This window comes from Streptomyces sp. NPDC088197 (genome assembly GCF_044741185.1).
Classification (GTDB): Bacteria; Actinomycetota; Actinomycetes; order Streptomycetales; family Streptomycetaceae; genus Actinacidiphila.
Window position 1 is genome coordinate 15930 of sequence record NZ_JBIUSD010000016.1, and the last position, 26362, is coordinate 42291.

Annotated in this window: 20 protein-coding genes and 1 pseudogene; 12 read left to right on the forward strand and 9 right to left on the reverse strand. The window is 71.9% G+C overall.

Annotation, left to right across the window (positions count from 1 at the left end; translation table 11 throughout):
* Positions 1-72 precede the first annotated feature (72 nt).
* Genes ACIOC1_RS29355 through ACIOC1_RS29365 form a run of 3 tightly spaced genes read left to right on the forward strand, consistent with a single transcriptional unit; the run spans position 73 to position 2904 of the window.
* Positions 73-618: a cysteine dioxygenase gene (locus tag ACIOC1_RS29355; RefSeq protein ID WP_401856936.1), complete on the forward strand. Its 546-nt coding sequence runs from the start codon at positions 73-75 to the stop codon at positions 616-618.
* 13 nt (positions 619-631) lie between these two features.
* The gene (gene cofD / locus ACIOC1_RS29360) at positions 632-1588 is read left to right on the forward strand and encodes a 2-phospho-L-lactate transferase (RefSeq protein ID WP_355350057.1); all 957 of its coding nucleotides are present in this window, start codon (positions 632-634) and stop codon (positions 1586-1588) included.
* Positions 1585-2904 carry a coenzyme F420-0:L-glutamate ligase gene (locus ACIOC1_RS29365; protein WP_391052906.1) on the forward strand — a complete coding sequence of 440 codons (1320 nt, stop codon included), beginning with the start codon at positions 1585-1587 and terminating at the stop codon, positions 2902-2904. The genes cofD and ACIOC1_RS29365 overlap by 4 nt, the downstream gene beginning before the upstream one ends.
* A 1007-nt stretch (positions 2905-3911) precedes the next feature.
* Here the strand turns inward: ACIOC1_RS29365 and ACIOC1_RS29370 are convergent.
* Both ACIOC1_RS29370 and ACIOC1_RS29375 read right to left on the reverse strand, forming a co-directional pair.
* The gene (locus ACIOC1_RS29370; protein WP_401856938.1) at positions 3912-4901 is read right to left on the reverse strand and encodes a DNA-3-methyladenine glycosylase family protein; all 990 of its coding nucleotides are present in this window, start codon (positions 4899-4901) and stop codon (positions 3912-3914) included.
* A 67-nt stretch (positions 4902-4968) separates the two neighbouring features.
* Positions 4969-6120, reverse strand: a complete 1152-nt coding sequence (locus ACIOC1_RS29375) for a sugar phosphate nucleotidyltransferase (protein ID WP_401856940.1) — start codon at positions 6118-6120, stop codon at positions 4969-4971.
* Positions 6121-6342: 222 nt separating this feature from the next.
* On the opposite strand from ACIOC1_RS29375, the gene ACIOC1_RS29380 reads away from it, so the two are divergent.
* The 4 genes from ACIOC1_RS29380 to ACIOC1_RS29395 all read left to right on the forward strand — a co-directional run bounded on the left by ACIOC1_RS29380 (position 6343) and on the right by ACIOC1_RS29395 (position 12906).
* The gene (locus ACIOC1_RS29380) at positions 6343-7134 is read left to right on the forward strand and encodes a TIGR03089 family protein (RefSeq protein WP_391162243.1); all 792 of its coding nucleotides are present in this window, start codon (positions 6343-6345) and stop codon (positions 7132-7134) included.
* A 186-nt stretch (positions 7135-7320) separates the two neighbouring features.
* A complete protein-coding gene (locus ACIOC1_RS29385) occupies positions 7321-8811 on the forward strand; it encodes an LCP family protein (RefSeq protein WP_401856942.1) in 1491 nt (496 codons plus the stop codon).
* Between the two features lie 153 nt (positions 8812-8964).
* The gene (locus ACIOC1_RS29390) at positions 8965-10785 is read left to right on the forward strand and encodes an LCP family protein (RefSeq protein ID WP_401856944.1); all 1821 of its coding nucleotides are present in this window, start codon (positions 8965-8967) and stop codon (positions 10783-10785) included.
* Positions 10786-11097: 312 nt separating this feature from the next.
* Positions 11098-12906, forward strand: a complete 1809-nt coding sequence (locus ACIOC1_RS29395) for an LCP family protein (RefSeq protein WP_401856946.1) — start codon at positions 11098-11100, stop codon at positions 12904-12906.
* A gap of 171 nt (positions 12907-13077) precedes the next feature.
* On the opposite strand, the pseudogene ACIOC1_RS29400 reads toward ACIOC1_RS29395, so the two are convergent.
* A pseudogene (locus ACIOC1_RS29400) lies at positions 13078-14124 on the reverse strand (glycosyltransferase family 2 protein); the annotation flags it as partial.
* Positions 14125-14242: 118 nt separating this feature from the next.
* Between ACIOC1_RS29400 and ACIOC1_RS29405 the strand changes: the two are divergent.
* Positions 14243-15796 (forward strand): LCP family protein, encoded by a 1554-nt coding sequence (locus ACIOC1_RS29405; RefSeq protein WP_401856948.1) that lies wholly within the window; start codon positions 14243-14245, stop codon positions 15794-15796.
* A gap of 216 nt (positions 15797-16012) precedes the next feature.
* Here the strand turns inward: ACIOC1_RS29405 and ACIOC1_RS29410 are convergent, their stop codons facing one another.
* Positions 16013-16492, reverse strand: a complete 480-nt coding sequence (locus tag ACIOC1_RS29410) for a hotdog domain-containing protein (RefSeq protein ID WP_391051690.1) — start codon at positions 16490-16492, stop codon at positions 16013-16015.
* Positions 16493-16813: 321 nt separating this feature from the next.
* Between ACIOC1_RS29410 and ACIOC1_RS29415 the strand changes: the two genes are divergently transcribed.
* Positions 16814-18028 carry an LCP family protein gene (locus ACIOC1_RS29415; RefSeq protein ID WP_355350028.1) on the forward strand — a complete coding sequence of 405 codons (1215 nt, stop codon included), beginning with the start codon at positions 16814-16816 and terminating at the stop codon, positions 18026-18028.
* Between the two features lie 188 nt (positions 18029-18216).
* Here ACIOC1_RS29415 and ACIOC1_RS29420 read toward each other — a convergent pair whose 3' ends face one another.
* From ACIOC1_RS29420 to ACIOC1_RS29435, 4 genes are all read right to left on the reverse strand, one after another.
* Positions 18217-18639, reverse strand: coding sequence for a hypothetical protein (locus tag ACIOC1_RS29420; protein WP_355350031.1), 423 nt, complete (start codon positions 18637-18639; stop codon positions 18217-18219).
* Positions 18640-18806: 167 nt separating this feature from the next.
* Positions 18807-19511 carry an LAETG motif-containing sortase-dependent surface protein gene (locus tag ACIOC1_RS29425; protein ID WP_355350034.1) on the reverse strand — a complete coding sequence of 235 codons (705 nt, stop codon included), beginning with the start codon at positions 19509-19511 and terminating at the stop codon, positions 18807-18809.
* A 295-nt stretch (positions 19512-19806) separates the two neighbouring features.
* Complete coding sequence (locus tag ACIOC1_RS29430) at positions 19807-20979, reverse strand: acyl-CoA dehydrogenase family protein (protein WP_355350037.1); 1173 nt, start codon at positions 20977-20979, stop codon at positions 19807-19809.
* 139 nt (positions 20980-21118) lie between these two features.
* The gene (locus ACIOC1_RS29435) at positions 21119-22363 is read right to left on the reverse strand and encodes an LCP family protein (protein ID WP_401856951.1); all 1245 of its coding nucleotides are present in this window, start codon (positions 22361-22363) and stop codon (positions 21119-21121) included.
* Positions 22364-22536: 173 nt separating this feature from the next.
* Here ACIOC1_RS29435 and ACIOC1_RS29440 point away from each other — a divergent pair, with 173 nt between their 5' ends.
* Entirely contained in the window at positions 22537-23877 is a 1341-nt protein-coding gene (locus ACIOC1_RS29440) for a UDP-glucose/GDP-mannose dehydrogenase family protein (protein ID WP_355350043.1), read from the forward strand.
* Positions 23878-24010: 133 nt separating this feature from the next.
* Here the strand turns inward: ACIOC1_RS29440 and ACIOC1_RS29445 are convergent, their stop codons facing one another.
* Complete coding sequence (locus tag ACIOC1_RS29445) at positions 24011-24565, reverse strand: CGNR zinc finger domain-containing protein (RefSeq protein WP_401856954.1); 555 nt, start codon at positions 24563-24565, stop codon at positions 24011-24013.
* Between the two features lie 154 nt (positions 24566-24719).
* Between ACIOC1_RS29445 and ACIOC1_RS29450 the strand changes: the two genes are divergently transcribed.
* Positions 24720-25088, forward strand: coding sequence for a VOC family protein (locus ACIOC1_RS29450; protein ID WP_355347022.1), 369 nt, complete (start codon positions 24720-24722; stop codon positions 25086-25088).
* A 341-nt stretch (positions 25089-25429) separates the two neighbouring features.
* The gene (locus ACIOC1_RS29455) at positions 25430-26356 is read left to right on the forward strand and encodes a lysylphosphatidylglycerol synthase domain-containing protein (RefSeq protein ID WP_355347019.1); all 927 of its coding nucleotides are present in this window, start codon (positions 25430-25432) and stop codon (positions 26354-26356) included.
* The last annotated feature ends 6 nt before the right edge of the window (positions 26357-26362 follow it).

The following is a 26362-nucleotide window of genomic DNA, read 5'->3' on the forward strand; positions in this document are numbered from 1 at the left end:
AGCCCCCTGCCCAGGACCTGTCACGGACCTGGCACCGCCTAGCCACTCGCGCATCACGAGGAACACACCTTCATGTACAGCGATGTCTCGATCGCCGGTGACCCGCTCGCCCTTCCCCACCTGCTCCCCCCGGTGCCGCAACACCCACGCACCGTTGCGGAGTTCGCCGGGCTCGCCCGCTCCATCGCCGCCGACCGCGAGCGATGGGCCCCCCAGGTGCGCTACGACGCCACCACCCGCTGGTACGCGCGGCTGCGCCGCGGACCCGGCTACGAGGTGTGGCTGCTGAGCTGGCTGCCCGGTCAGAGCAGCGGGCTGCACGACCACGGCCTGTCGTCCGGTGTGCTCACCGTGCTCCAAGGCGCACTGCGCGAGCGGGCGCTGCCGGATGCGAGCACGGGGGCCTCGGGCGGCGTCGGCCGCGAGGTCAACCGGGTGCTGTCGGCGGGCGCGCAGCGTGCCTTCGCGCCCGGTTACGTCCACGAGGTCGTCAACGACGCGCTGGAACCCGCGGTGAGCCTGCACGTCTACTTCCCCGGCCTCACCAAGATGACCCCGTACGCCTGCACGTCCGCCGTCCCGCGGGCCGATACCTCACGGGCCGCCGCGGCGGGCTGACAGACTGGGAACCATGCGAATCGTGGTTCTGGCCGGAGGTATTGGAGGGGCGCGCTTTCTGCGCGGCCTGAAGGCAGCGGCGCCGGAGGCGGAGATCACCGTCATCGGCAACACCGGAGACGACATCCATCTGTTCGGTTTGAAGGTCTGCCCCGACCTCGACACCGTGATGTACACCCTCGGCGGCGGCATCCACGAGGAGCAGGGCTGGGGGCGGGCCGAGGAGACCTTCGCGGTCAAGGAGGAACTCGCCGCGTACGGCGTGGGCCCCGAGTGGTTCGGTCTCGGCGACCGGGACTTCGCCACCCACATCGTGCGCACACAGATGATCGGCGCGGGCTACCCGCTCAGCGCCGTCACCGAAGCGCTGTGCGCCCGCTGGAAGCCCGGCGTGCGGCTCATCCCGATGTCCGACGACCGGATCGAGACCCACGTGCTGGTCGAGATCGACGGCGAGCGCAAGGCCGTTCACTTCCAGGAGTACTGGGTACGGCTGCGCGCCTCCGTCCCCGCGCACGCCGTCGTGCCGGTCGGCGCGGAGGGCGCCAAGCCCGCGCCCGGCGTCCTGGAGGCGATCGGCGAGGCGGACGTCATCGTCTTCCCGCCGTCCAACCCCGTCGTCAGCATCGGCACCATCCTCGCCGTGCCCGGCATCCGCGAGGCCATCGCCGAGGCCGGGGTGCCGGTCGTCGGCCTCTCCCCCCTCATCGGCGACGCCCCCGTGCGCGGCATGGCCGACAAGGTGCTGGCCGCCGTCGGGGTCGAGTCGACGGCCGCGGCCGTCGCCGCGCACTACGGCTCCGGGCTGCTCGACGGCTGGCTGGTCGACACCGTGGACGCCGCCGCCGTCCCCGAGGTCGAGGCCGCCGGAATCCGCTGCCGGGCCATCCCGCTGCTCATGGACGGCCCCGAGGCCACGGCCCAGATGGCCAGGGAGGCGCTGACGCTCGCCGAGGAGGTACGGGCATGAACGCGCCCCGCTACGAGGTGTTCGCCGTCCCCGGCATCGGCGAGGTGCAGCCGGGCGCCGACATCGCCAAGCTCATCGCCGCCACCGGGACCGAACTCGCCGACGGCGATGTCCTGCTGGTCACCTCCAAGATCGTCAGCAAGGCCGAGGGCCGGATCGTCAACGCCGACGACCGCGAGGCCGCCATCGACGCCGAGGCCGTACGCCTCGTCGCCCGCCGCGGACCCACCCGCATCGTCGAGACCCGGCACGGCTTCGTCATGGCCGCGGCGGGCGTCGACGCCTCCAACACCGCGGCGGGAACCATCCTTCTGCTCCCCGAGGACCCCGACGCCTCCGCCCGGCGCGTCCGGGACGGCCTCCGCGAGATCCTCGGCGTACGCGTCGGCGTCATCGTCACCGACACCTTCGGGCGGCCCTGGCGCGAAGGTCTCACCGACGTCGCCATCGGCGCCGCCGGGGTCCGCGTCCTGGACGACCTCCGCGGCGGTCTCGACAGCCACGGCAACCTCATGTCCGTGACGGTGACCGCCACCGGGGACGAGTTGGCCGCCGCCGGGGACCTGGTCAAGGGGAAGGTCGGGGGGTTGCCGGTGGCCGTCGTACGGGGGCTCGGCGAGGTCGTCGCCGCCGAGGGCGCTCTCGCCGACGGCGACGATTCCGGCGCGCGGCCTCTTGTGCGGGCCGCCGCCAACGACATGTTCCGGCTCGGCACCTCCGAGGCCGTACGCGAGGCCGTCTCGCTGCGGCGGACGGTACGGGAGTTCACCGACGACGCGGTCGACCCCGCCGCCGTTCGACGTGCCGTCGCGCTCGCCGTCACCGCGCCCGCCCCCCACCACACCACTCCGTGGCGGTTCGTTCTCCTGGAGTCGGCCGAGACACGGGAGCGGTTGCTCGACGCCATGCGGGACGCCTGGGCGGCGGACCTGCGGCGCGACGGTTTCTCCGAGGAGTCCGTGGCACGGCGGCTTCGGCGGGGGGACGTGCTGCGGCGCGCTCCTTATCTCGTCGTGCCGTGCCTTGTCGCCGACGGGGCTCACGCCTATCCGGATGCGCGGCGGGGGGCCGCGGAGCGGGAGATGTTCGTGGTGGCGGTGGGGGCGGCCGTCGAGAACTTTCTTGTGGCGCTTGCCGGGGAGGGGCTTGGCTCCGCGTGGGTTTCCTCGACGATGTTCTGCCGTGACGTCGTCCGCGACGTCCTTCGGCTTCCCGCCGATTGGGATCCCATGGGGGCCGTGGCCATTGGGCGGCCGGCCGCCGCGCCGGCCGTTCGGCCGGCTCGCGATTCCGCCGCCTTCATCGCCGTTCGCTGAGCCCCCTCCGGGGGGGTGTCTTTGCCCGCCCGCCCACCCGTGCGGGTGTGTTGTCGTCTGCGGGTGCCGCTTGTGCCTGGGTCGGTGCCGGTCCGGGGCACCTCCTCGAAATGCGGCTACCTGGCCTTGCTCATTCGGCACCCTTCTTGTCACCGCATTTCTGCGGGGGCACCCCGGCCCGTCCCCTCCCGATACGTCGGCGTCCACCCGCCGGTGGGGGTGGCCGGGAGAGGGGGGTGGGCCGAGGTGCGGGGACGGCCGACGGTCCGCCGTGGTGCCGGGGCGGGCGTGGGTGGGCTCCGGTACGTCGGCGTCCGACGGTCCGGTGAGGGTGCTGGCGGGGGGGCTCCGGTACGTCGGCGTCCGGCCGCCGGTGGGGGTGCTGGGAGGGGGGTGGGAGCCCCGGCCCCTGCACGCCCGACGTCCAGCCGGGGACGAAAGGATTCGGGTTGGGGCCCGGGCGTCTCCGCCAGCGGCCGTCCGGGCGGGTGGGCTGGACAGGGGGGCCGGGGGGTGGGCCATGCACCGCCCGGCTCCTCGTTCGGGTGAAGGGGGCGGGGCCCGGGTCTTGCGGGGTTTGACGGTTCGGCTCGGGCCCGCAACCTGACGGCCGCCGGAGGGGGTGGGGGGGCTGGGGGGTTAAGCGGTCACCTGGTCCTCAGGGCGGGTGTGGGGCTCGCCGCAGGGGTTTTGTGGGGCTCTTGGAGGAAGGGCCCGAGCATTCCGACTCACCGGGAGGGGGCACCGGCGCAGGGCGGCACGCCGGAAAGACCCCTTACCCTCCCCGGCAACCCCCACCGGCGGGCGGACGCCGACGGACCGGGAGGGGACGGGCCGGGGTGCCCCCGCAGAAATGCGGTGACAAGAAGGGCACCGGATACAGGAGACCAGGTAGCCGCATTTCGAGGAGGTGCCCCGGACCGGCACCGACCAGGCACAAGCGGCACCCGCAGACGACAAAACACCCGCACGGGTGGGCGGGCGGGAAAAGACAAAGGGCAAGAGGGCTAGCGGCCAGGAGGGTTGGGGGCCAGGCGGGGGGCGCGGCGGGGCGGGGCGGGAGAGTTGAGGAGGATGAGGCGGGCGGCACGGTGCCGCTGCCCCGCGTAGGGGGCGAGAAGACCGAGCATGACCTCATCGGAAGAGCGGCGCTCCCCCGTGAGGGCGTACCCGACCCGATGCGGCAGGTGCAGGTCCCCGACCGTCACGGCATCGGCGGCCCCATGACTGCGCTGAAGCGTCTCGGCAGCCGTCCAGGGCCCGATCCCGGGCACCGTCTGGAGCCGCGTGGCCGCCTCGCCGGGTGGAAGGGCGGTGAGCCCTTCGAGCGAGGAGGCGGCCCGGACGGCCCGCAGGACGGTGGAGGCGCGCTTGTTGTCGACCCCCGCCCGGTGCCAGTCCCAGGACGGGACCAGGGCCCACCCCCGCGCGTCGGGCATGACGCGCATGCGCTCGGCGCCCGCCGGCCCCGGCGCGGCCTCCCCGTGGCGGTGGAGCAGAAGCCGCCAGGCCCAGTACGCCTCGGTGGTGGTGACCTTCTGTTCCAGGATGGAGGGGATCAGCGATTCGAGGACGAGCCCGGTACGGGTCAGCCGCAGACCGGGGTGGCGCCGGTGCGCGGCGTGCACGAGCCGGTGCCGGGGCGTGAACGCGGCCGGATCGTCGTCGGCGCCGAGCAGCGCGGGCAGCGCGTCGAGCAGCCACTGGCCGCCGGGTCCCCACGCGTGGGCCTCGATCGTGGCGGGACTTCCGGTCAGGCGGAGGGTGCCCGCGCCGTCGGGCGTGCGGCTGGCCCGCCAGACGGTGCCGTCCGGGTCGATCCGGAAGGCGGGGTCGCCGTAACCGCGGCAGAGCGGGTTGAGGGTGAGCCGGATGTCGAGCGGCCCGGAAGGCGACCAGGACCGGGTACGCGGAGCCGCGGGAGCCGCCGATGACACCGACGCCGCGCAAGCGGCGGTGGCGGTGGTGGAGGCGGGTCGGGGTCGCGGGAAAGGCACCCGGCGAGCGTATCCGCCCCCTCCGACGCACCCGCCGCCCCGCCCCCGTAAAGCCGAGCACCCCGCCCTACTGGTCCGACGAGAACCGCACCGCGCCCGCCGGAATGCGGGCTCCGCACCAGATCCGGACGCCGTCGCGCAGTTCGTTGTCGGGGCCGATGTGCGCGCCGTCGCCCACGACGGCGCCGTCGAGGACCGTGCGGGCGCCGATGACGGCGCCGATGCCGACGAGCGAGTCGCGAACGACGGCGCCGGGCTCGACGGTGGCGCCGGACAGCACGGTGCTGCCGTCGACGCGGGCGCCGGCCCCGATGACGGCGCCCGTGGAGACACAGGTGCCGCCGGAGAGCTTGGCGTCGGCGGCGACATGGGCGCCGGTCAGGACGAGGTGGTCGCCGCCGAGGCCCGCGACGGCGGGGGACGGCGCGTGGCCGAGCACGAGGTCGGCGGAGCCGCGGACGAACGCCTGCGGGGTGCCGAGGTCGAGCCAGTAGGTGGAGTCGACCATGCCCTGGAGGTGGGCGCCGGCGGCGAGCAGGTCGGGGAAGGTCTCGCGTTCGACGGAGACCGGCCGCCCGGCCGGAATGGTGTCGATGACCGAGCGGGTGAAGACGTAACACCCCGCGTTGATCTGGTCGGTGACGATCTCCTCCGGCGTCTGCGGCTTCTCCAGGAAGGCCGTGACGCGGCCGTCGGCGTCGGTGGGGACGAGGCCGAAGGCGCGCGGGTCGGCGACCTTGGTCAGGTGCAGCGAGATGTCGGCGCCGGTGGCGCGGTGGGTGCCGACGAGGGCGGGGAAGTCGAGGCCGGTGAGGATGTCGCCGTTGAGGACCAGGACGGGGTCGCCGGGCGCGGAGCGCAGCCGGTGGGCGACGTTGCGGATGGCTCCGCCGGTGCCCAGCGGCTCGGTCTCGGTGACGTATTCGAGGTGCAGGCCGAGCGCCGAGCCGTCGCCGAAGTGCGGTTCGAAGACCTCGGCGAGGTAGGAGGTGGCGAGCACCACGTGCTCGACCCCGGCGGCCCTGGCGCGCGCGAGCTGGTGGGTGAGGAACGGGACTCCGGCCGCCGGGACCATCGGCTTCGGGGTGTGCACGGTCAGCGGCCTGAGCCGGGTGCCCTTGCCCCCGACCAGGAGGATCGCTTCGGTTGCCGCAGGGCTCTCCACGGGGCTCTCCACGGGGCGCTCCGCGCTGACGGCGGAGGCGGGGTGTGCTCGCATGGCAAGCATAGTGACATAAGCCGTAAAGATGAGTATTCACGAACTGACGGACAGTCGGCCGCGCCGCCACACTGACACCCGTACGGACGAGCCGAGTCGGACGGGCCGACTCGGACGAGCCGAGTCGGGCGGGGACGCCACCCGCGACGGCCGCACGGGGAACCGGCCCCCGTACCCGTACGGGCACAGGCCGTCGTGATCGCTGGGGGTAGCCTGACACGCGTGACGCCGACCGCCAACACGCCCGACACGCCCCGCACGCCCCAGGGCCCCGCGACTCCCGCCGGGCTGCTCGACGCCGCGCTGCGCGGTGATCCGGGCCGCCCGCTGGTCACCTTCTACGACGACGCGACGGGTGAACGCGTCGAGTTGTCGGTGGCGACCTTCGGGAACTGGGTGGCGAAGACCGCGAATCTGCTCCAGGACGAGTTGGGCGCGCAGCCCGGCGACCGGCTGGCGCTGCTGCTGCCCGCGCACTGGCAGACGGCCGTGTGGGTGCTGGCCGGTTTCTCGGCGGGCGTCGTCGTGGCGCCCGGCGGCGATCCGGCCGGTGCCGACCTGGTGGTCAGCGGCCCGGACACCCTGGACGCGGCGCGGGCCTGCGGCGGCGAGCGGGTCGCGCTCGCGCTCCGGCCGCTGGGCGGACGCTTCCCGCAGCCGCCCGCGGGCTTCGTCGACTACGCGGTGGAGGTGCCGAGCCAGGGCGACCGTTTCGCGCCCTACGCGCCGGTCGGCCCGGACGCGCCCGCGCTCGTACTGCCGGACGGCGGGGGTGTGCTGACCGCGTCCGAGGTCGTCGCCAAGGCGCGCGCGTCGGCCGCCGCGCTCGGGCTCGGCCGCGGCGGACGGCTGCTGTCGCCGCTGTCCTTCGACACGTGGGACGGGCTCGCGGCCGGGCTGCTCGCGCCGCTCGCCGCCGACGCCTCCGTGGTGCTCTGCCGCCACCTCGACCGGCTGCCCGAGGAGCAGTTGGCCAAGCGGAAGGACGCCGAGCGCGTCACCGTATCTCTGTAGCGGTCACGTGCCCCGGCCTCGCCGGACGCCCCTGTCGTCACTTCCGTCACAGCTCGTCAACAGCTGTCTGTGGATTTCGGGTACCCAGGCAACCAACCACCGTATTCGGCTGTCTGAACGAATGCCGGGCGGGTAATCGCAAGCCTGTCCCCGGTAACCGGCGACTTCCGAGAGACGGGCCCCGACGTGACCACGCCAGCAGAGCCTCCGCAGGGTGACTCCGTTCCCCCCGCCTCCGACGGCTCCGACGACGCGTCCGGCACACAGAAGGCGCGGTCGGACGAGCCCGCCGAGCCGACGACCGAAGCGGAAGCAGAACCAGAGGCAGAGGCCGAGACCGAGACCGAAGCCGAGGCTGAGGCAGAACCAGAGGCCGAGACCGAAGCGGACGCGGACGCGGGGACGGAACCGGGCGCCGATACGGAAAAGGCCGCGGAGCCGGCTGCCGATACGGAGACGGATACGCCGCCGGTCGAAGGCCCCGCCGCCGCCCCGGCGGAGGAGCCCGCCAACCCCAAGAACTGGCGCTGGCTGAAGGTCGTCGCCCTGTGCACCGCCGTACTCGTACTGGCCTGCGCGGGCACCGGCTGGTACCTCTACCAGCGGCTCAACGGCAACATCACGACCGACACCGCGACCGAGAACGACCTGAAGGTGCACGCCTCCGAGCGCCCCACGCAGGGCCCGACGGAGGCCCAGAACATCCTGCTGATCGGCTCGGACAACCGCGGGAACGGCAACAGCAAGTACGGCCAGGACAGCGGCACTCAGCGCTCGGACACCACGATCCTGCTGCACATATCCGCCGACCGGAAGAGCGCCACCGCCGTCAGCCTCCCGCGTGACCTGATGACGCACGTGCCGCGTTGCACCCTGCCGAGCGGCAAGGAGGACCACGAGCGGTTCGAGCAGTTCAACTGGGCGTTCGAGTCGGGCGGCGCGGCCTGCACCATCCGTACGGTCGAGAAGATGACCGGCATCCGCGTCGACCATCACCTGATCGTGGACTTCAACGGCTTCAAGAAGATGGTCGGGGCGGTGAACGGTGTCGATGTGTGCCTGGCCGAGCCGGTGCACGACACGTACGCGCACCTCGACCTGCCCGCGGGACGGCAGACGCTCAACGGCGAGCAGGCGCTGGGATACGTACGCGCCCGGCACGGCATCGGCGACGGCAGCGACACCATGCGGATGGACCGCCAACAGGCGTTCCTCGCCTCGCTGTTGAAGAAGGTGAGCAGCAACGGCGTGCTGCTGAACCCGACCAAGCTCTACCCGCTGCTGTCGGCCGCCACCTCGTCGCTGACCGCCGACCCCGGCCTGGACTCGCTGAGCGAGCTGTACACCCTCGCGCACAGCCTCCAGCAGATACCGACCGGGAACGTGCACTTCCTGACCGTGCCGCGCGAGCAGTACGTCAACGACATCAACCGCGACCAGCTCGTCCAGCCCGCCGCCGACACCCTCTTCAAGACGCTGCGCGACGACCGGCCGGTGAACGTGTCGGACAAGGCACCGGACAGCGGAGACGGCGGCGGTGACAGCGCGGGCGGTACGCGTACGCCCGGCACCCCGTCCGCGGGCTCGACCTCTACGGCCACGCCCACGACCACCCCCACGGGCCCCACGTACCGCGGGACGACCGCGGACCGCGACATCTGTGGCAAGAGCGGGTGAAATCCCGCTAAAGAGTCCACCTGGTCGGCAGGCGGGATCGGCAGCTTTGTCCGGTTGTAGGGGCGCTCGATTTGTCACGGGCGCGCATCGGCGCTGAACTGTGGGGCTAGTGTGAGCGATCCGGCCGATCCCGGATGGAGGACCCGAGCGACCGTGGACACGCAAGGCCGTAGGAACATCGACCCGGCGGACCAGTGGGTCCTGGACCCGGCGACCGGTACGTACCAGTTGCGGCTGGAGCCGGACGCGGCGCCGAGGCCCACCGTGCCGGGGCAGAGCGGTCATCGCGACGCCTCCCCCGCACCGCGGGACGCCGGGCGCGGCCAAGGGCGCGACTCAGCTCCTACCGCAGGGGACGACGACGCGACCGGGGCCGGGACCGGCCCGACGGACAGCCCCGCCCCGCCCCCCGGCGGCCGGCGCGCGGCCCGCCTCGCGGCCAGGACCGGTGCCACGACCTCCACCACCGGCTCGGCGCGACTGGGGGGCGGCTCGGCCGACGTGTCCACGCCGACCAGCCGTCGCAAGGCGAGGACCAAGAAGTCCCGTAAGAAGAAGGTCCTGTTGTGGACCGCGGGCACGGTGAGCTTCGTGCTGGTGGCGGTCGGCGTCGGCGGCTACCTCGTCTACCAGCACTTCAACAACAACATCACGACGGTGGACGTCGGCAACGCGGGCAGCAAGGACGTCACGCACACCGGTCCGATGAACGTCCTGGTGATCGGCACGGACAGCCGGGTCGGCCTCGGCAAGAAGTACGGCGACGCGGGCAGCGTCGGCCACGCGGACACCACGATCCTCTTCCATGTGTCTGCCGACCGCAGCAACGCGACCGCGATGAGCATCCCCCGCGACATCGTCACCTCCATCCCCGACTGCCCGACGAAGCAGAAGGACGGCAGCACCAAGACGGTTCCGGGCACGCCCGCGCAGCTCACCACGCCCAAGTTCAACGAGAGCCTGGGCGTGGACGGCCGCGACCCCGGCTGCACCATGCGCGCGGTGACGGCGATGACGGGGCTGCCGATCGACCACTTCATGATGGTCAACTTCGAGGCGGTGAAGGCCCTGTCGACGGCCGTCGGCGGTGTCGACGTCTGCCTCGCCCGGCCGCTGGTCGACCCGAAGTCCCATCTGAACCTGAGCGCGGGACCGCACAACATCCAGGGCGAGACGGCGCTGGAGTTCGTAAGGACCCGGCACGCGCTCAAGAACCAGAGCGACCTGGACCGGATCAAGCTCCAGCAGAACTTCCTGAGCGCGATGATCCGGAAGATCAAGTCGAGCGGCACGCTGACCAACCCGAAGAAGCTGTTCACGCTGGCGGACGCGGCCACCAAGGCGCTCACCGTGGACAGCGCGATCGGCAGCGTGAGCAAGCTCACCAGCCTGGCCAAGGACCTCAGCGAGGTGGACGAGAAGCACATCAGCTTCACCACCCTGCCGGTGCTCGACAACCCGAACGAGAAGGTGCACGCCACCGTCGTCGTCGACCCGGTCAAGGCCCCGCAGCTCTTCGCGCTGATCAAGAACGACGTGTCGCTGACCGCGGTGAAGAAGCCGTCCGCCACGCCCGACCCCCGGCTGAACGGGCCGAAGGCGACCCCGCACGACACCCGCGTCAATGTGCTCAACGGCAGCGGGACCTTCGGCGCGGCGCAGAGCACCGTCAACTGGCTCCAGAACACCCAGGGCGTCAACCGCTCGGCGAACGGCGGCAACGCGCCCGCCACCGCCAGGACCGTCCTGGAGTACGCGCCGAACCAGGCCGACCAGGCGCGTTCGCTGGCCGCGATGATGGGGCTGCCCGCCTCCGCGCTGAAGCAGGGCACGACGGACGCGGCGCCGCTCGCGTACATGAAGCTGACCCTCGGCAAGGACTTCACGGCGCCCGGCACCCCGATCGGCCCGCCCACCGCGGCTCCCTCGGACCTCCCGAAGACCGAGGCCGCCGACACGGCGTGCGTGAAGTGAGGTCACGGATGTCGCACACGCGATGAACGCGGTGAATACCGTAAACGCGGTGAATGCGGTCAATACGGCGAATGCGGTGACCGCCGTGACCTCCGTCACCCTCTGACGTGATCCGGGCGGGCGCCGGAGTCCCGGCGTCCGCTAATTGACGATCTCCGGGTGCAACTCCTCGCCGCTCACAGCCGTCTGACAGTGGGGCGACCCAGTATGACCCGGGTAGGGCGGCGCGTCGGCGTGCACCGTCCGTACACCCCGCGCGAAGGCGCGCGGCCGGTCACCGTGATGACGATGCGCGCCACAGGGAGGTTCGGGATGCGCGACGGGACAGTGGGAGGGAACGGCTTCGGTACGGCACCCAACCCGGACCACCGGGGATGGGACGAGAGCCTGTACCGGGACGACGCCCGCGCCTACGCGCCCGGCGCGCCATCAGGTACGGACTCCGGCGGCGACGACGGCGCGGGCTCCGGCGCGGGACCGGACGCCGACCCCGCCTCTTCCGACGGCGGGCAGGAGCCACCCGAGCGAATACCGGGCCAGCGCGGCGCGGCGGGCGGTGGCGGTCACCGGCGCGGCGGCTCACGGCGGCGCACGAAGAGCCGTAAGCGCAGGGTCCTGAAGTGGGTGTCCATCGGCGCGGCGGTCGCGGTGCTCGGCTCGGCGGGCGCGGCCTACGGCTACTACGAGTACCTGGCGGGCAAGATCCGCAAGGGCGAGCGCGTCAGCGGCAGCTCGACCGTGGCGAAGACGAAGGCCAACGCCGCCGGCAAGACGGCGATGAACATCCTCATCCTGGGCTCCGACAGCCGCAACGACCCCGAGGATTTGAAGCTCGGCGGCGCCAAGAACACCGTGGGCGACGCCGCCCGCGCCGACGTGATCATGATCGCGCACCTGTCCGCGGACCGCAGCAACATGTCCGTGGTCAGCATCCCGCGCGACACCCGCGTCAACATCCCGGCGTGCACCGACCCCAAGACGCACGAGAAGTTCGCGCCGGTCAACGACATCATCAACGCGTCGCTCGGCCGCGGCGGCGCGGGCTGCACTCTGGCCACCGTGCAGAATCTGACCGGCGTCTACATCGACCACTGGCTGACCATCGACTTCTCCGGTGTGGTGAAGATGGCCGACGTCGTCGGCGGCGTCGAGGTCTGCGTGAAGCAGAATGTGGACGACCACTCGACCCCGGCCCAGCCCGGCGGCTCGCACCTGCACCTCAAGGCGGGCAAGCAGAAGATCTACGGCGAGACCGCGCTGAAGTGGCTGCGGACCCGGCACGCCTGGGGCAGCGACGCCGCGCGGGCCAAGGCGCAGCACATGTACATGAGCGCGCTGATCCGGCAGTTGCGCAGCCAGAACCTCTTCACCGACCCGGGCAAGCTCAACAAGATCGCGACCACCGCGATGGAGGCGTTCGAGGTCTCCAAGGAGATCGGCACCCCGAAGAAGCTGTACGACCTGGGCATGCAGCTCAAGACCGTGCCGTCGGACCGCATCACGATGCTGACGATGCCGCACGACGCGGACCCGAAGGCCCCGCTGGCGCACTACATCCCGTCGGCGGACGCGCCCCAGGTCTGGTCGCTGCTGCGCAACGACGTGGCGATGGACGGCAACGGCAAGGCGAAGACCCCGGCGAGCGGGGCGCCCGCCACGACACCGGCCACGACCGCGCCGCAGGGCCCGGCCGCCGCGGCCTCCGACACCATCGCGGTCTCCGTGGTCAACGGCACCGCGGGCACCTCGGACGGCGTGGCCACGCCGAACCGCGCGGGCGGTATCGCCACCACGCTCAAGACCGCGGGCTTCACCAAGGCGGAGGCGAGCCAGCAGACCAAGCCGAGCCCCGGCACCTCCCTGACGTATCCGACGAGCAGCGGTGACCAGGGCAAGGCCGACGCCACGGCGGTGGGCAAGGCGCTGAAGATCCCGGCGGGCAATGTGAAGGCGTCCGCGGACGTCGACACCATCACCTTGACCATCGGCGCGGACTGGAAGACCGGTACGGACTTCAGCAAGACGCTGCCGAAGAGCGGTTCCGTGCCGACGACGGCGGAGGCGGTGAACGGCGCGGACACGACCGGCTGCATGGAGGTGCTGCCGATCTACCGCTGGTAGGACGCGGGTGGGAGAGGGCGGGACCGGCAGGCGGTACGACCGGCCCGCGCGGGGAGCGGCTCACGCCTCCGCGCGGGCCGTCTCCGTCTGCTGGCCGTCCTGCTGGCCCTGCCCGTCCTGCTGGCCCTGGTGTCCGTCGTGCTGTCCCGGCTGGCGCGGCTCCCCGTCGCGCACCGCGGGGCGGCGGCTGGCGATCACCCGGCGGGCCAGCGAGCGCGGGCTGGTGAGGAAGCCGTAGCCCCAGCACATGTGCATGGTGGCCAGGGCGAGCGGGATACGCAGCCGGGCGCCGAAGGACAGGCCGCGGCCCGCCGGGAGCGAGCCGACGGTGATGGCGGCCACGTACGCGGCGGGCACCAGCAGCGCCCACGGGGTGACGGCCGCGCCGACGACGATGCCCGCCGCGTTGGCGAACAGGGCGACGGGGGCGGCCAGGTAGCGCAGGTTGACCGAGCCGCGGTGGTAGCGGGTGACGACGCGGCGCCAGCGGCCGTAGTCCTTGTACTGCTTGGCGAGCGCGCGCACAGTGGGGCGCGGCCGGTAGGAGACGCGCAGTTCGGGCGAGAACCAGATGAGGTGGCCGGCCTCGCGGATGCGGTAGTTCAGCTCCCAGTCCTGGGCGCGGATGAACTCCACGTTGTAGCCGTCCTGCCGCTCCAGCACCTCGCGGCGGAAGACGCCGAGGTAGACAGTGTCGGCGGGGGCGGCGGCGCCTCCGGTGTGGAAGGCCGCGTTGCCGACGCCGATCTTCGACGTCATGGCGGCGGCGACCGCGCGCTCCCAGTCGTTCTCGCCCTCGGCGTGCATGATGCCGCCGACGTTCGCCGCGCCCGTCTCGTCGAGGAGGCGGACGGCGGTGGCGATGTAGTCGGGCGAGAGCATGCCGTGCCCGTCGACGCGTACGACGACCGGGTGCCGGGACGCCTTGATCGCCGCGTTGAGCGCGGCGGGGGTGCGGCCGGTGGGGTTGGGCACCGTGTGGACCCGCGGGTCGGCGGCGGTCAGCTCGGCGGCGATCGCGTCCGTACCGTCCGTGGACGGGCCCAGCGCGATGACGACCTCCAGCTCGCCCGGATAGTCCTGCTCCAGGATGTGCCGCACCGAGTCGCGCAGATGGCGCTCCTCGTTGAGCACCGGCATGATCACGGAGACTGCCGGGGGCGCGGGGTTCTGCGGCGCGGCGGCACGGGTGGCGGGGTCAGGAGCGGCGGCGTTCATCGCGGCAAACGTTACCGCTAATGGGGGACCCCAGCGCGTGGGGTCAAGACCTACTGTCCTATTTGTCCCTAGCCTGAACGGGTCCGCACGCCCCTGTCACCGCACGGAGGGATTCCCTGTGCCGCCCACCCGTGTGCCGCCCACCCGAGTGCCCCCCGCGCGCCGACGTCCGCCGATCCGCTGGAGCACCCGGATCATCGGCGGCCTGGCCCTGCTGATCATCACCGCGAGCGGGGTGGGCCACGCCGTGCTGAACGGGGTCAGCGGCGCGATCGACCGGGTGGACGCCTTCGGCGGGATGGAGGGGCGTCCCGACGGGTCCAAGGGCACCAACTTCCTGCTGGTCGGCACGGACGGCCGCGACGGCCTGGACCCGGCGACGAGGAAGGCGTACCACCTGGGCGGCGCGCCCTGTCACTGCACCGACACGATCATGCTGGTGCACCTGTCGGAGGACCGTTCGCACGCGAGCATCGTGAGCATCCCGCGCGATACGTACGTACGTCTGCCGGACCAGCCGTCGGCGGACGCGTCGTCCTCCGGGTCCCCTCCGGCGAGCGCGTCACCGCCCGGCACGCCGTCCGCCACGCCCCCGGCCACGCCGTCCGGCACGGCCTCCGGTACGGCGGGTGCCGCGCCCGCCGCCGAGGTCCAGGCGGACACCCACCCGGCGAAGATCAACCAGGCGTACGCGGACGGCGGCCCGAAGCTGACCGTCCGTACCGTCGAGCAGATCACCGGTGTGCACATCGACCACTACCTGGAGGTCGACTTCACGAGCTTCATGAAGACGGTCGACGTCATCGGCGGCGTCCCGGTCTGCACGACGCGCCCGCTGAAGGACTCTTACACCGGCCTCGACCTGCCGGTCGGCACCACGAAGCTGGACGGCGGACAGGCGCTCCAGTACGTACGCGCCCGGCATCTGGACGCGGCGGCGGATCTGGGGCGGATGCAGCGGCAGCAGCGGTTCGTGGCCCAGGTCATCCACAAGATCACCAGCGGCGGGACGCTGGCCAACCCGCTGGAGCTGAGCCGGGTCGCCTCGACCGTGCTCGGGTCGGTGCGCGCCGACCAGAACCTCAAGGCGGGTGACCTGATCGCGCTCGCGGAGGGCATGAAGGGCCTCACGGCCAGCTCGTCGGAGTTCGGCTCCGTGCCGCTGAGCGACACGGACTACTCCGTCCCGGGCGTCGGCTCCACCGTGAAGTGGGACACCGCCAAGGCCGGGAAGATGTGGGCGGCGATCCGCGCGGACCGGCCGCTGGCGGTGCACCACAAGACGGCCAGGAAGCACAAGGGCGTCAAGGTGGACGTGGACCCCGCGACCATCAGGGTCTCGGTCCAGAACGGCACCGACACCAGCGGGCTGGCCGCCGCCGCGCAGAAGGCGCTGGCCGCCACCGGTTTCGCGACCGTCGGCACCCCCGGGACGTCCGAGCACCCCAGCGCGCGGACCGTGATCCGCTACGACCCCCGTTGGGACCGCTCCGCGCAGTCCCTCGCCACCGCGCTGCCCGGCTCCGAGCTGGTGGCCGTGCCCGGCCAGGGCAAGACGATGAAGGTGGTCCTCGGCTCCGACTACAAGGCGGTCACGCCGGTGACGGCGGACGACGGCGGGGCGTCGGGGACGATGGACTCCGCGCTGACGGGTGACGAGGTCGGGTGCTGACCGGAGGAGGTGCCGATCGGACCGGGCGCTGACCGGATGAGGCGCTGACCGGACCTGACGCTGATCGGATGGGGTGCTGATCGGACCGGTTGCTCAACTGACCGGCTGCTCAACTGATCCGCTGCTGACCGGATCGGCTGCTCAACGGCCTGAGGGCCGGACGGCCGGGGGTCTCGGGGTGCGTCCCCGGGGCCCCCGGCCGTCTTTCCGAACCGTTCAGGACACGCCCTGGTCGTCCAGGCCCTCGGCCGCGCGGCGGCGGCGCAGCTCCACGATCGCGCGGCGGCGGGCCAGGCGGTGGGTGCGGCGGATCTGGGCCTCCTGCCAGCGGCGGCGGTCGCGGTCGGTCTCGGGCAGGACGGGCGGTACGTGCCGGGGCTTGCCCTCGACGTCGACCGCGACGAAGACGAGGTAGGCGCTGGCGACCTGCTTGGCGACGCCCGACTCGTTCCAGCGCTCGGCCATGACGCGGACGCCGACCTCCATGGAGGTGCGGCCGGTCCAGTTGACCTGGGCCTTCACGGCGAGGAGGTCACCGACCCTGACCGGTTCGAGGAAGATCATCTCGTCCATCGCGCCAGTGACGGCGGGGCCGCCCGAGTGCCGTCCCGCGACGGCGCCCGCCGCGTCGTCCACCAGCTTCATGACGACGCCGCCGTGGACGGTGCCCAGCAGATTGGTGTCGTGCGCGCTCATGATGTGCGAGAGCGTGATGCGGGACGCCGAGGTCGGCTTGCCCGGGAGCGCCGCGCCGTCGGGAGCGGGGACGTCGGACGTGGCCAGGGCCTCAGGTGCCCCCAGGGCCTCAGGCGCCGCCAGGGCCTCAGGCATGGCCGGGGTTTCGGGGGCGGCTGGGCTCTCGGGGACTGCCGGGCTCTCGGGGGTGGGGCGATCGATCATGACAGCAACCTTATGTCCGTTGCGAAACGGTCGCGGCCGGTGGCCGAATGCATCGGGTCTGCTACAGAACCGCCGTGGATTCCCGGTCGTCGCCCGAGGCCGGGCACACTTTCCACCATGAACGGTTGGAGCGATGACACCGAGCAGCGCCGCGGCGCCGAGCCGCCGCTGCCCCCTGAACTGTCGCCGCGCCGGGCCGCCGCCGCGGCGGGCGGGGTACCGCCGCAGCCCGTCCGACGTCCCGGCCCCGCGGGACCCGCGGGCCCCGGCCGAGGCGGCCAGGGCGGAGGCGGCTTCGGCCCGCCCCCGCCCGGCGGGACCGCCACCGGCCCCCGCAGGCCCCGCTGGAGCACCCGCAAGAAGATCGGCATCACGGCGCTCGGTCTGGTCGTGGCGCTGCTGGTGGTGTCCGTCTCCACGTACTTCTGGGCCGACTCCAAGGTGCGCCGCGAGGTCGACCTGAGCAAGGTCGAGGACCGCCCGCCGACGGGCAAGGGCACCAACTATCTGATCGTCGGTTCGGACAGCCGTGAGGGGCTGACCAAGCAGGACGAGAAGGACCTGCACACCGGCGCCGCGGACGGCCAGCGCACCGACTCCATGATGATCCTGCACACCGGCGGCAACGGGACCACCATGATGAGCCTGCCGCGCGACTCGTACGTCACGATCCCGGCCTTCACCGGCCAGAAGTCGGGCAAGCGGTACGCGGCCTCCACGCACAAGCTGAACCGCGCGTACTCCGACGGCGGCCCCGAGCTGCTGACCCGCACCATCGAGTACAACACCGGCCTGCACATCGACCACTACGCGGAGATCGGCTTCTCCGGGTTCGTGAACCTGGTGAACGCGCTCGGCGGCGTCAACATGTGCCTGGACAAGCCGCTGAAGGACAAGGCATCGGGCGCCGACTTCGCGGCGGGCTGCCAGAAGCTCAACGGCAAGCAGTCGCTGGCCTTCGTCCGGCAGCGGCACCAGGAGGCCGACCAGGACCTCGGCCGGATGCGCAACCAGCAGAAGTTCCTGTCGACGCTGGCCCACCAGGCGGCCTCGCCGACGACGATCCTCAACCCGTTCAAGCTCTACCCGGTGATCGGCTCCGGGCTCGACACGCTCATCGTCGACAAGAAGATGAGCCTGATGAACCTGGCCTCGATGTTCTGGGCCATGAAGGGCGTCACGGGCGGCGACGGCAACTCCGTCACGGTCCCGATCGGCAACGCCAACTACATGACGCCCAATGACGGCGACGCCGTGAAGTGGGACATGACGAAGGCGAAGACGCTCTTCGACGAGCTGAAGAACGACCAGAAGGTGACCGCCACCAAGTAGGTACCGGGCGGGCACCGACGGGACGGCACACACCGAAGGCCCCGGCCCCCGCGGCGAATCGTCGCTGCGGGGGCCGGGGCCTTTGGTGACGGTACGGAGTCTGCTGCCTCGGGGTCTGATCCTCGAAGGTCTGACACCTCGGGGTCTGACGCCTCGGGCTCAGATGCCTCGGGCTGGACGCCTCGGGCTCAGACGGCGGCCGGGGCTCCGGTCACGGCGGGCACCCACTGGTCGAGCTCGGTGCGCCAGTAACGGGCCACGTTCAGCCGGGTCGGCTTGGGCTCACCGGGGAGCTGGAACTTCAGCGAGCTCCACAGGGCGTTCCGCTTGACCTCGGACACCAGGCCCGCGGCCTCGGCGCGCGGTATCGCGGCGACGAGCTCCTTCGGGCGGGAGCTCATGCGGCCCGCCTTGTGGAAGACCACGGCCTGCTCGGTGACCGTGACGAAGTAGTACTTCACGAATGCCTGGGCGATCAGGCCGAGCGAGTTGATCAGCCACGGGCTCGGTCCGGTGACCGTGTGGATCGTGGCGATCGGACGGTCGCTCGGGTTGATCTCCGCGATGGCCTGAGCCACCTGCTCCTGCATCGTGGACTTGCGAATGGCCATAAAGGGTCCCCCTGCTTCAGGTGTGTGGACGATTGCCGCGACGCCGTCGGATGACGACGGCGTCGCAGCGTATCGCCTGCTGCCTGTCAGGTACGCGCAGGGTTTGCATTGATACACGCCGGTGACGAACGAGACCTCAGCGACGCGTAGTTGGCCGGATCGTGACCTTAGTGACGCGCACCGGCCGTACGACGACGCAGGCCGTAGACGGCGCCGCCGCCGACCACCACGAGCGCGCCGGCGACACCGGCGATCATGCCCGTGTTGCTGCCGCCGCCGGTCTCGGCCAGGTCGGTGGTGCCACCGGCCGCGGGCGAGGGAGCGTTGGTGTCGTCAACCGCCGCCGCGCCGCTGGTGCTCGGCGTCGCGGTGGGGGTGTCGGACGGGGCCGTCGAGGGCGTTTCGGTCGCCGGCGTGGTCGGCGTGTCCGACGGAGTGTCGGTGGCCGGCGTGGTCGGCGTGTCGGTCGCGGGCGTGGTCGGGGTGTCGACCTTGCACGCGGTCTCCGGCGTCTTCACGTCCGTGGTGCCGACCTTCTGGCCGGAAGCCTTCACGACGGTGACCGTGTACGTCGTGGACGGCGACCAGTCGACCGGGAAGTTGACGGTGACGCCCTGGCGCGTCCCGGTCAGGTTCTCCTGGTGACCGACCTCGGTCTGCCCCTGCGACACGGTGATGTTCACCAGCGTGTGGGAGTAGTCCTTGTTGGTGACGTCGATCGAGCCCTTGCCGTTGTCGCACGAGGCTTGGGCGGAGAACTCGGAGATGCTGCAAGCGAACGCGTTGCCTGCAACGCCCAGCGCGAGCGCGGCTGCGGCGGAGGCAACGCCGATGGTACGCACCGCGATTGCGGTACGGCGGGATATGGACACGTCTTCCCTTCACGGGATCGGATCACAAGCGCGGAAAGGGCACACAAGGGGCGGGATCGAACTCCCGCGCCATCTGTGGCCCTCAAACCTCTACAAGCCGCCGCGTCCGCTTGTCAATTGATCGCAAACCGCCCGCTAAACGGCGCCGGGTGACGATCCCCCCCGCCCGAACCACCGGACTACACCGGATAGTCGGACATAGCGATCTTCCCCCGATCGTTGTACTGAACCCCCCGAAGCGCCCTCCCCCGTCACCCACTTCACCCCCGTCACCCGCCTATCACCACCCCCCGCCCTAGGGGAGGTTTCGCGCCATCACGATGCGCTGGACCTGGTTGGTGCCCTCGTAGATTTGGGTGATTTTGGCATCGCGCATCATGCGCTCGACGGGGTAGTCGCGGGTGTAGCCGTAGCCGCCGAGGAGTTGGACGGCGTCGGTGGTGATGTCCATGGCGACGTCGGAGGCGTAGCACTTGGCGGCGGCGCCGAAGAAGGTGAGGTCTTCCTCCTTGCCGCCGGCCGAGACGCGTTCTGACCTGGCGGCGGCGGCGTAGGTGAGCTGGCGGGCGGCTTCGAGCTTCATGGCCATGTCGGCGAGCATGAACTGGATGCCCTGGAATTCGGCGATGGCCTTGCCGAACTGCTGGCGCTCCTTGACGTAGCCCTTGGCGTAGTCGAGGGCGCCCTGGGCGATGCCGATGGCCTGGGCGGCGATGGTGACGCGGGTGTGGTCGAGGGTCCTCATCGCGGTGGCGAAGCCGGTGCCCTCGGCGCCGATCATGCGGTCGGCGGGGATGCGGACGTTGTCGAAGTAGACCTCGCGGGTTGGGGAGCCCTTGATGCCGAGCTTCTTCTCGGGGGCGCCGAAGGAGACGCCCTCGTCGCCCTTCTCGACCACGAACGCGGAGATGCCCTTGGAGCGCTTGTCGGGGTCGGTGACGGCCATGACCGTGTAGAACTCGGAGACGCCCGCGTTGGTGATCCAGCGCTTGACGCCGTTGAGCACGAAGGTGTCGCCGTCGCGTACCGCGCGGGTCTTCATGCCCGCCGCGTCCGAGCCGGCCTCGGGCTCGGACAGCGCGTACGAGAACATGCCCTCCTTGCGCGCCAGGGCGCCGAGGTACCTCGTCTTCAGCTCCTCGGAGCCGGAGAGCTGTACGGGCAGCGAGCCGAGCTTGTTGACCGCGGGGATGAGGGAGGAGGAGGCGCAGACCCGCGCCACCTCCTCGATCACGATGACCGTGGACAGCGCGTCCGCGCCCGGGCCGTCGTACGCCTCGGGGACGTGGATCGCGTGCAGGTCGTTGGCCTCCAGCGCGTCACGGGCCTCCTGCGGGAAGCGGCCCTGCTCGTCCACCTCGGCCGCGAACGGCGCGATCTTCGCCTCCGCGAGGGAGCGGACCGCGTCCCGGAGCATGTCGTGCTCCTCGGACGTACGGAAAAGGTCGAAGTCGGAGGATCCGGCCAAGGTGTCTCACTCCCCGAGTGCAGCGCTAACTACCGTTAAGTAACCCAATGATCCTAGGCCCGCGCCCGCGGCGCCACCTACGTGACGTTCATGACACCCGCGGAACACCGCACGACGCCCTCCGACGCCCCGCAACGCCTCACGACACCTTGTCGCCGAGCCGGTCGACGGTGTTGTTCGCGAGATAGTCGCTCATCGTGTCGTTGCGGAGCGCCTGCCACAGCTCGGAGGAGCCGTTGGCGTCCAGCAGCACCACGGACTGCTTCTTGATGGTGTCGAAGCCGGAGATCGGCGCGTTCATGAACACCATGTCCGAGGAGCGCACATCGCGCATGTTCCACACCAGGTCGCGCAGATCGCCGTTGGACAGCCTGTCGTCCACGCTCACCACGGACGTCACCTGGTCCAGGGTCCGCTTCAGCTTGAGCGGATTGGAGAAGGTGCCGCCGGAGAGCATCTTGGACAGCACGGCCCGCAGGAAATTCTGCTGCCGGTGCGTACGGTCCAGGTCGCCGCGCGGCAGGCCGTAGCGCTCGCGTACGTAGTCGAGGGCGTCGTCGCCGTTCATGTGGTGGGGGCCGGCCGTCCAGACCCCGCCGGGGCCGTTGCGGCGGTCGACCGTCTTGTCGACGGTGATGTCCACGCCGCCGACCGCGTTGGTCAGATTCTTGAAGCCGCTCCAGTCGATCACCGCGAGGTGGTCGACCTTCACCTTGGTGAGCCGCTGCACGGTGTCGATCAGCAGCGGCGGGCCGCCCCAGGAGAAGGCCGCGTTCAGCTTCGCCTGGCCGTGGCCGGGGATGCTCACCCAGGAGTCGCGCGGCAGCGAGACGACGTACGCGTGTTTGTGGTCGGCGGGCAGGTGCACGAGCATCATCGTGTCGCTGCGCTGGGCGCCCGGCTTCCACTCCGGCGCCTTGGCGTTCTTGCCGGTGGTCGGCAGGTCGGACCTGGCGTCCAGGCCGACCAGCAGGAAGGTCTGGCTGCCGCTCTTGGACGCCTGCGGCTGCGCGGCGGCCGGTACGTCGGTCGGGAAGGCGTTCGGGATGCGCTCGACGCGGCCGGTGTAGTGCTGGAAGGCCCAGTAGGCGGTGCCGACGACCAGCAGCACACCGGTGCAGAGCAGGATCACGGCCGCGTACAGCACGCGGCGGGTACGGCGGCGCCGCCGGGTCGTGCGCGCCGGGCTGTCGGGGCCGTCAGGACCGTCGGGCGCGAGGCCGTCCTCCGCATCCGGCTCAAGTGCCGACTCCGGCTCCGGCTCGGACCCCGGCTCGCGCTTGACGGCCGATATCCGCCCCGATATCCGCCCCGTTATCCCCTCCGGTTCCGGCGACCGCCTCTCGTCCGGCCCCCGGTCCGGCCGCTGATCCGGCGTCGTCACGTCCGTTCCGGTCGGGACCGTCCCCTCGTCCGTCCCGCCGCCTCTGCCGCTCGCGTCACCCACGATTGCACCCCACCCCTCGACCCACCCCTTGGATATCTGCACGCATTGTGGACCCCCGGCCCCCCGACCACCCACTATTTGGTCCGCGCGGTCCCTACTATGCTCTGCGCATGCCTCTGAAGCTCACCGTCATCGGCACCGGTTATCTCGGCGCCACCCATGCCGCCGCGATGGCCGAGCTCGGTTTCGAAGTGCTCGGCCTCGACATCGTGCCGAGCAAGATCGAGATGCTGTCGCAGGGGCGCGTCCCCATGTACGAGCCGGGCCTGGAGGAACTGCTCGCGAGACATGTGGCCGGGATCGAGGGCTCCAGCGGGCGGCTGCGCTTCACCACCTCCTGGGAGGAGGTCGCCGAGTTCGGCGACGTCCACTTCGTCTGCGTGAACACCCCGCAGAAGCACGGCGAGTACGCCTGCGACATGAGCTACGTGGAGAACGCCTTCTCCTCGCTGGCCCCGCATCTGCGGCGCCCCGCGCTGGTGGTCGGCAAGTCCACCGTGCCGGTGGGCAGCGCGGCCGGGCTGGCGGAGCGGCTGCGCGAGACGGCCCCGGCGGGCGCGGACGCGGAGCTGGCGTGGAACCCGGAGTTCCTGCGCGAGGGCTTCGCGGTGCAGGACACGCTGCACCCGGACCGGATCGTGATCGGCGTGACCAGCGAGCGCGCCGAGTCACTCCTTCGGGAGGTTTACGCCGGACCGCTCGCAGAAGGCACGCCGTTCATCGTCACGGACTACCCGACGGCCGAACTCGTCAAGACCGCGGCCAACGCCTTCCTCGCCACCAAGATCTCCTTCATCAACGCCATGGCCGAGGTCAGCGAGGCGGCGGGCGGCGATGTCGCCAAGCTCGCCGAGGCGATCGGGCACGACGACCGGATCGGCCACAAATTCCTCAGGGCCGGGATCGGCTTCGGCGGCGGCTGTCTGCCCAAGGACATCCGCGCGTTCATGGCGCGCGCCGGTGAGCTGGGCGCCGACCAGGCGCTGACGTTCCTGCGCGAGGTCGACTCCATCAATATGCGGCGCCGCACCAGCATGGTGGAGATGGCCCGCGAGGCGGTCGGCGGGAGCCTGCTCGGCCGCCGGATCGCCGTGCTGGGCGCTACCTTCAAGCCGGACTCCGACGACGTCCGCGACTCCCCCGCCCTCAATGTGGCGGGCCAGATACACCTCCAGGGCGGCCAGGTCACGGTCTACGACCCGAAGGGCATGGAGAACGCCAAGCGGCTCTTCCCGACCCTGCGTTACGCCCCCACGCCGCTGGACGCCGTCCGCGGCGCCGACCTCGTACTGCACCTGACCGAGTGGCGGGAATTCCGCGAGCTGGACACCGCCGCCCTCGCCGACGTGGCCCGCGAGCGGCACATCCTCGACGGCCGCAACGCGCTCGACCCCGCGGTCTGGCGCAAGGCCGGCTGGACCTACCGCGCGATGGGCCGCCCCTCCGCGTAACCGACGACACCCGCGGGGCCCGTACGCGACACCACCGCGTACGGGCCCTCGTGCGTGCGCACGTGGATGACCGGCCGTACGGGCCGCCGCACGGGCCGCCGTACCGGAAGGGAACGGCAGGGCGTCACGAGCCTCAGCGCGTACGGCTGCGGTACGCCCGCATCTTGGCGCGGCTCCCGCAGATCGCCATCGTGCACCAGCGGCTGCGGCCCGAGGGGCTGCGGTCGTAGTAGACCCACCGGCAGGTGTCGGCCGCGCACGCCTTGAGGCGGGGCCAGGTGCCGTCCGCGACGGCCGAGACGACGACGGCGGCGACGCGGGCGGTGAGGGCCGGGGGTCCGGTCAGGCCGGGGGCGGGGCGTACGGCGGCGGCGCCCTCGGCGTCGACGGTCAGACGCAGCGGCGCGCGGGACAGCAGGCGTTCCAGCGCCTCCAGGGTGGCGGGCGGTACGTCGACGCCCGCGTGGGCCTGGCAGACGTCGCGCAGCGCCTCGCGCAGGACCAGGACGTCGGCGAGCCCTCCGGGGCCGAAGCCGGGCCCCTCGATGCCGCGCTCCCCCGCCCAGGCGGCCAGCTCCGCCGGGGTGCGCAGCGCGTCGTCGCCGCTCTCCAGGTCGACGGTGTTGACCAGGTCCTGGACCAGCCGCAGCGGTCCAGGCGCGGGACTGCGTTCTCCGGGCTGCTCCACCCTTGAAACGTTACCGCCACTCCGCCATGATGAAGTAACCGTTACCGGCTGAGACCGCTGTACTGGTAACCGCTGTACTGGTAAGCGCTAACCGCTGTCCGGCGACCACGGCACCGGCCGGTGGCACGGCAGCCCACCACGAGAGGAATCCGTCATGATCGGCACCTTGGGCGCGGTCGTCCTGGACTGTCCCGACCCGCGCGCGCTGGCCGCCTTCTACGCCGAGCTGGTCGGCGGCACGGTCGACGCGTCGGAGGACGACTGGGTCGACCTCAACCGCGAGGACGGCCAGCGCCTGTCCTTCCAGCTCGCCCCGGCCCACCGGGCGCCCCGCTGGCCCGACCCCGAGCGCCCCCAGCAGTTCCACCTCGACATCGCTGTGGAGCGCGCCGCGATGGACAGCGCGGAGAAGCAGGTGCTCGCGCTGGGCGCGACGCTCCTGGAGGGCGACCTGGACGGCGCGCGCAACTGGCGCGTGTACGCGGACCCCGCCGGGCACCCGTTCTGCCTCTGCGCCTGCTGAACGGCCGCCGTCCCCCGGCGGCCCCGCCGCCGTCGCCCCGCGGTCACCGCTCCGCCCCCTGGTCATCGGCCGTCCGACGCCCGGCCGTATTCCGGCCGTTGCATCCTGCTCGCGGTACTACGATCCGGTAGGCGCGTGACTGGCGGGGACGACCGAGAGCGGTGGCCATGCTCCGAACTCCACTGCGGCTGCGGGCATCCCTGCGACGACCACCGGGGGAAGCCGCACCACTGGAGCAGCGAGAACGAATACATCAGGGGGACGAGGGGCGGGAAGAGGGGGACGGCGACGAGGGGGACGCCGGGGAAGCGGCCGGGCGACCGGCCCGCAGGCGTACGCGGGTGCCGTGGCGCACCCTCGCCGGGCTCATACCCGTGCTGCTCGTCGGCGGCTGGGTGTCGCAGCACTGGTCGCTGATCGAGACCGGCTGCCGTGACCTGCTGGCCGCCAACCGTGGCTGGCTGCTGGCCGCGCTCGCGGCGACCGGCCTCGGCTGGGTCGCCAACGCCGTGGCCCGGCAGGGCACCGTGCTCGAACCGCTGCCGCCCGCCCGCCTGTTGGCCACGCAGTTCGCCGCGTCGGCCGCGGGACAGCTCGCCCCCGCCGGGATCGGCGCGAGCGCGGTCAATCTGCGCTTCCTGCGCACCCAGGGGCTTCCGCTGCTCCGCTCGTCGGCCGCCCTCGCGCTGTACTCGCTGGCGGAGTCCGTCGGCCGGGTGACGCTGCTGCTGGTGCTGCTCGCGCTCTTCCCGCACGCGCTGCACCTGCGCGGCCTGCTGCCCGACGGCAACGCGCTGCTGCTCCTCGGGCTGCTGGCCGTTCTCGTGCTCGGCGCGGCGGCGCTCGCGCTGGCGCTGCTCCGGCCGCTGCGCCGTACGATCCGCGACTTCCTGGCGGCGGCACTCACCGACGCCCGCACGCTGCACACCCGGCCGTCCCGCGCGCTCGCGCTGTGGGGCGGCTCGCTGGCCTTCCCCGCGCTCCAGGCCGCCGGTCTCGCCGCGGTCACGCTCGCGCTGGGGATACCGGTCTCCGCCGCGCACGTCGCGCTCGCGTATCTGCTCGCCACGTGTCTGGCGGCGGCCGTGCCCACGCCCGGCGGGATCGGGTCGGTCGACGCGGCGCTCGCCCTGGCCCTGGTGGCGGCGGGCGCCTCGACGACCGCCGCCGCCTCCGCCGTGCTCGGCTACCGCATCGTCACGGTCTGGCTGCCGCTGGTGCCCGCCGCGCTGACGCTGGGCGCGCTGGTGCGGCGCAAGGTGCTCTGAGCGGGC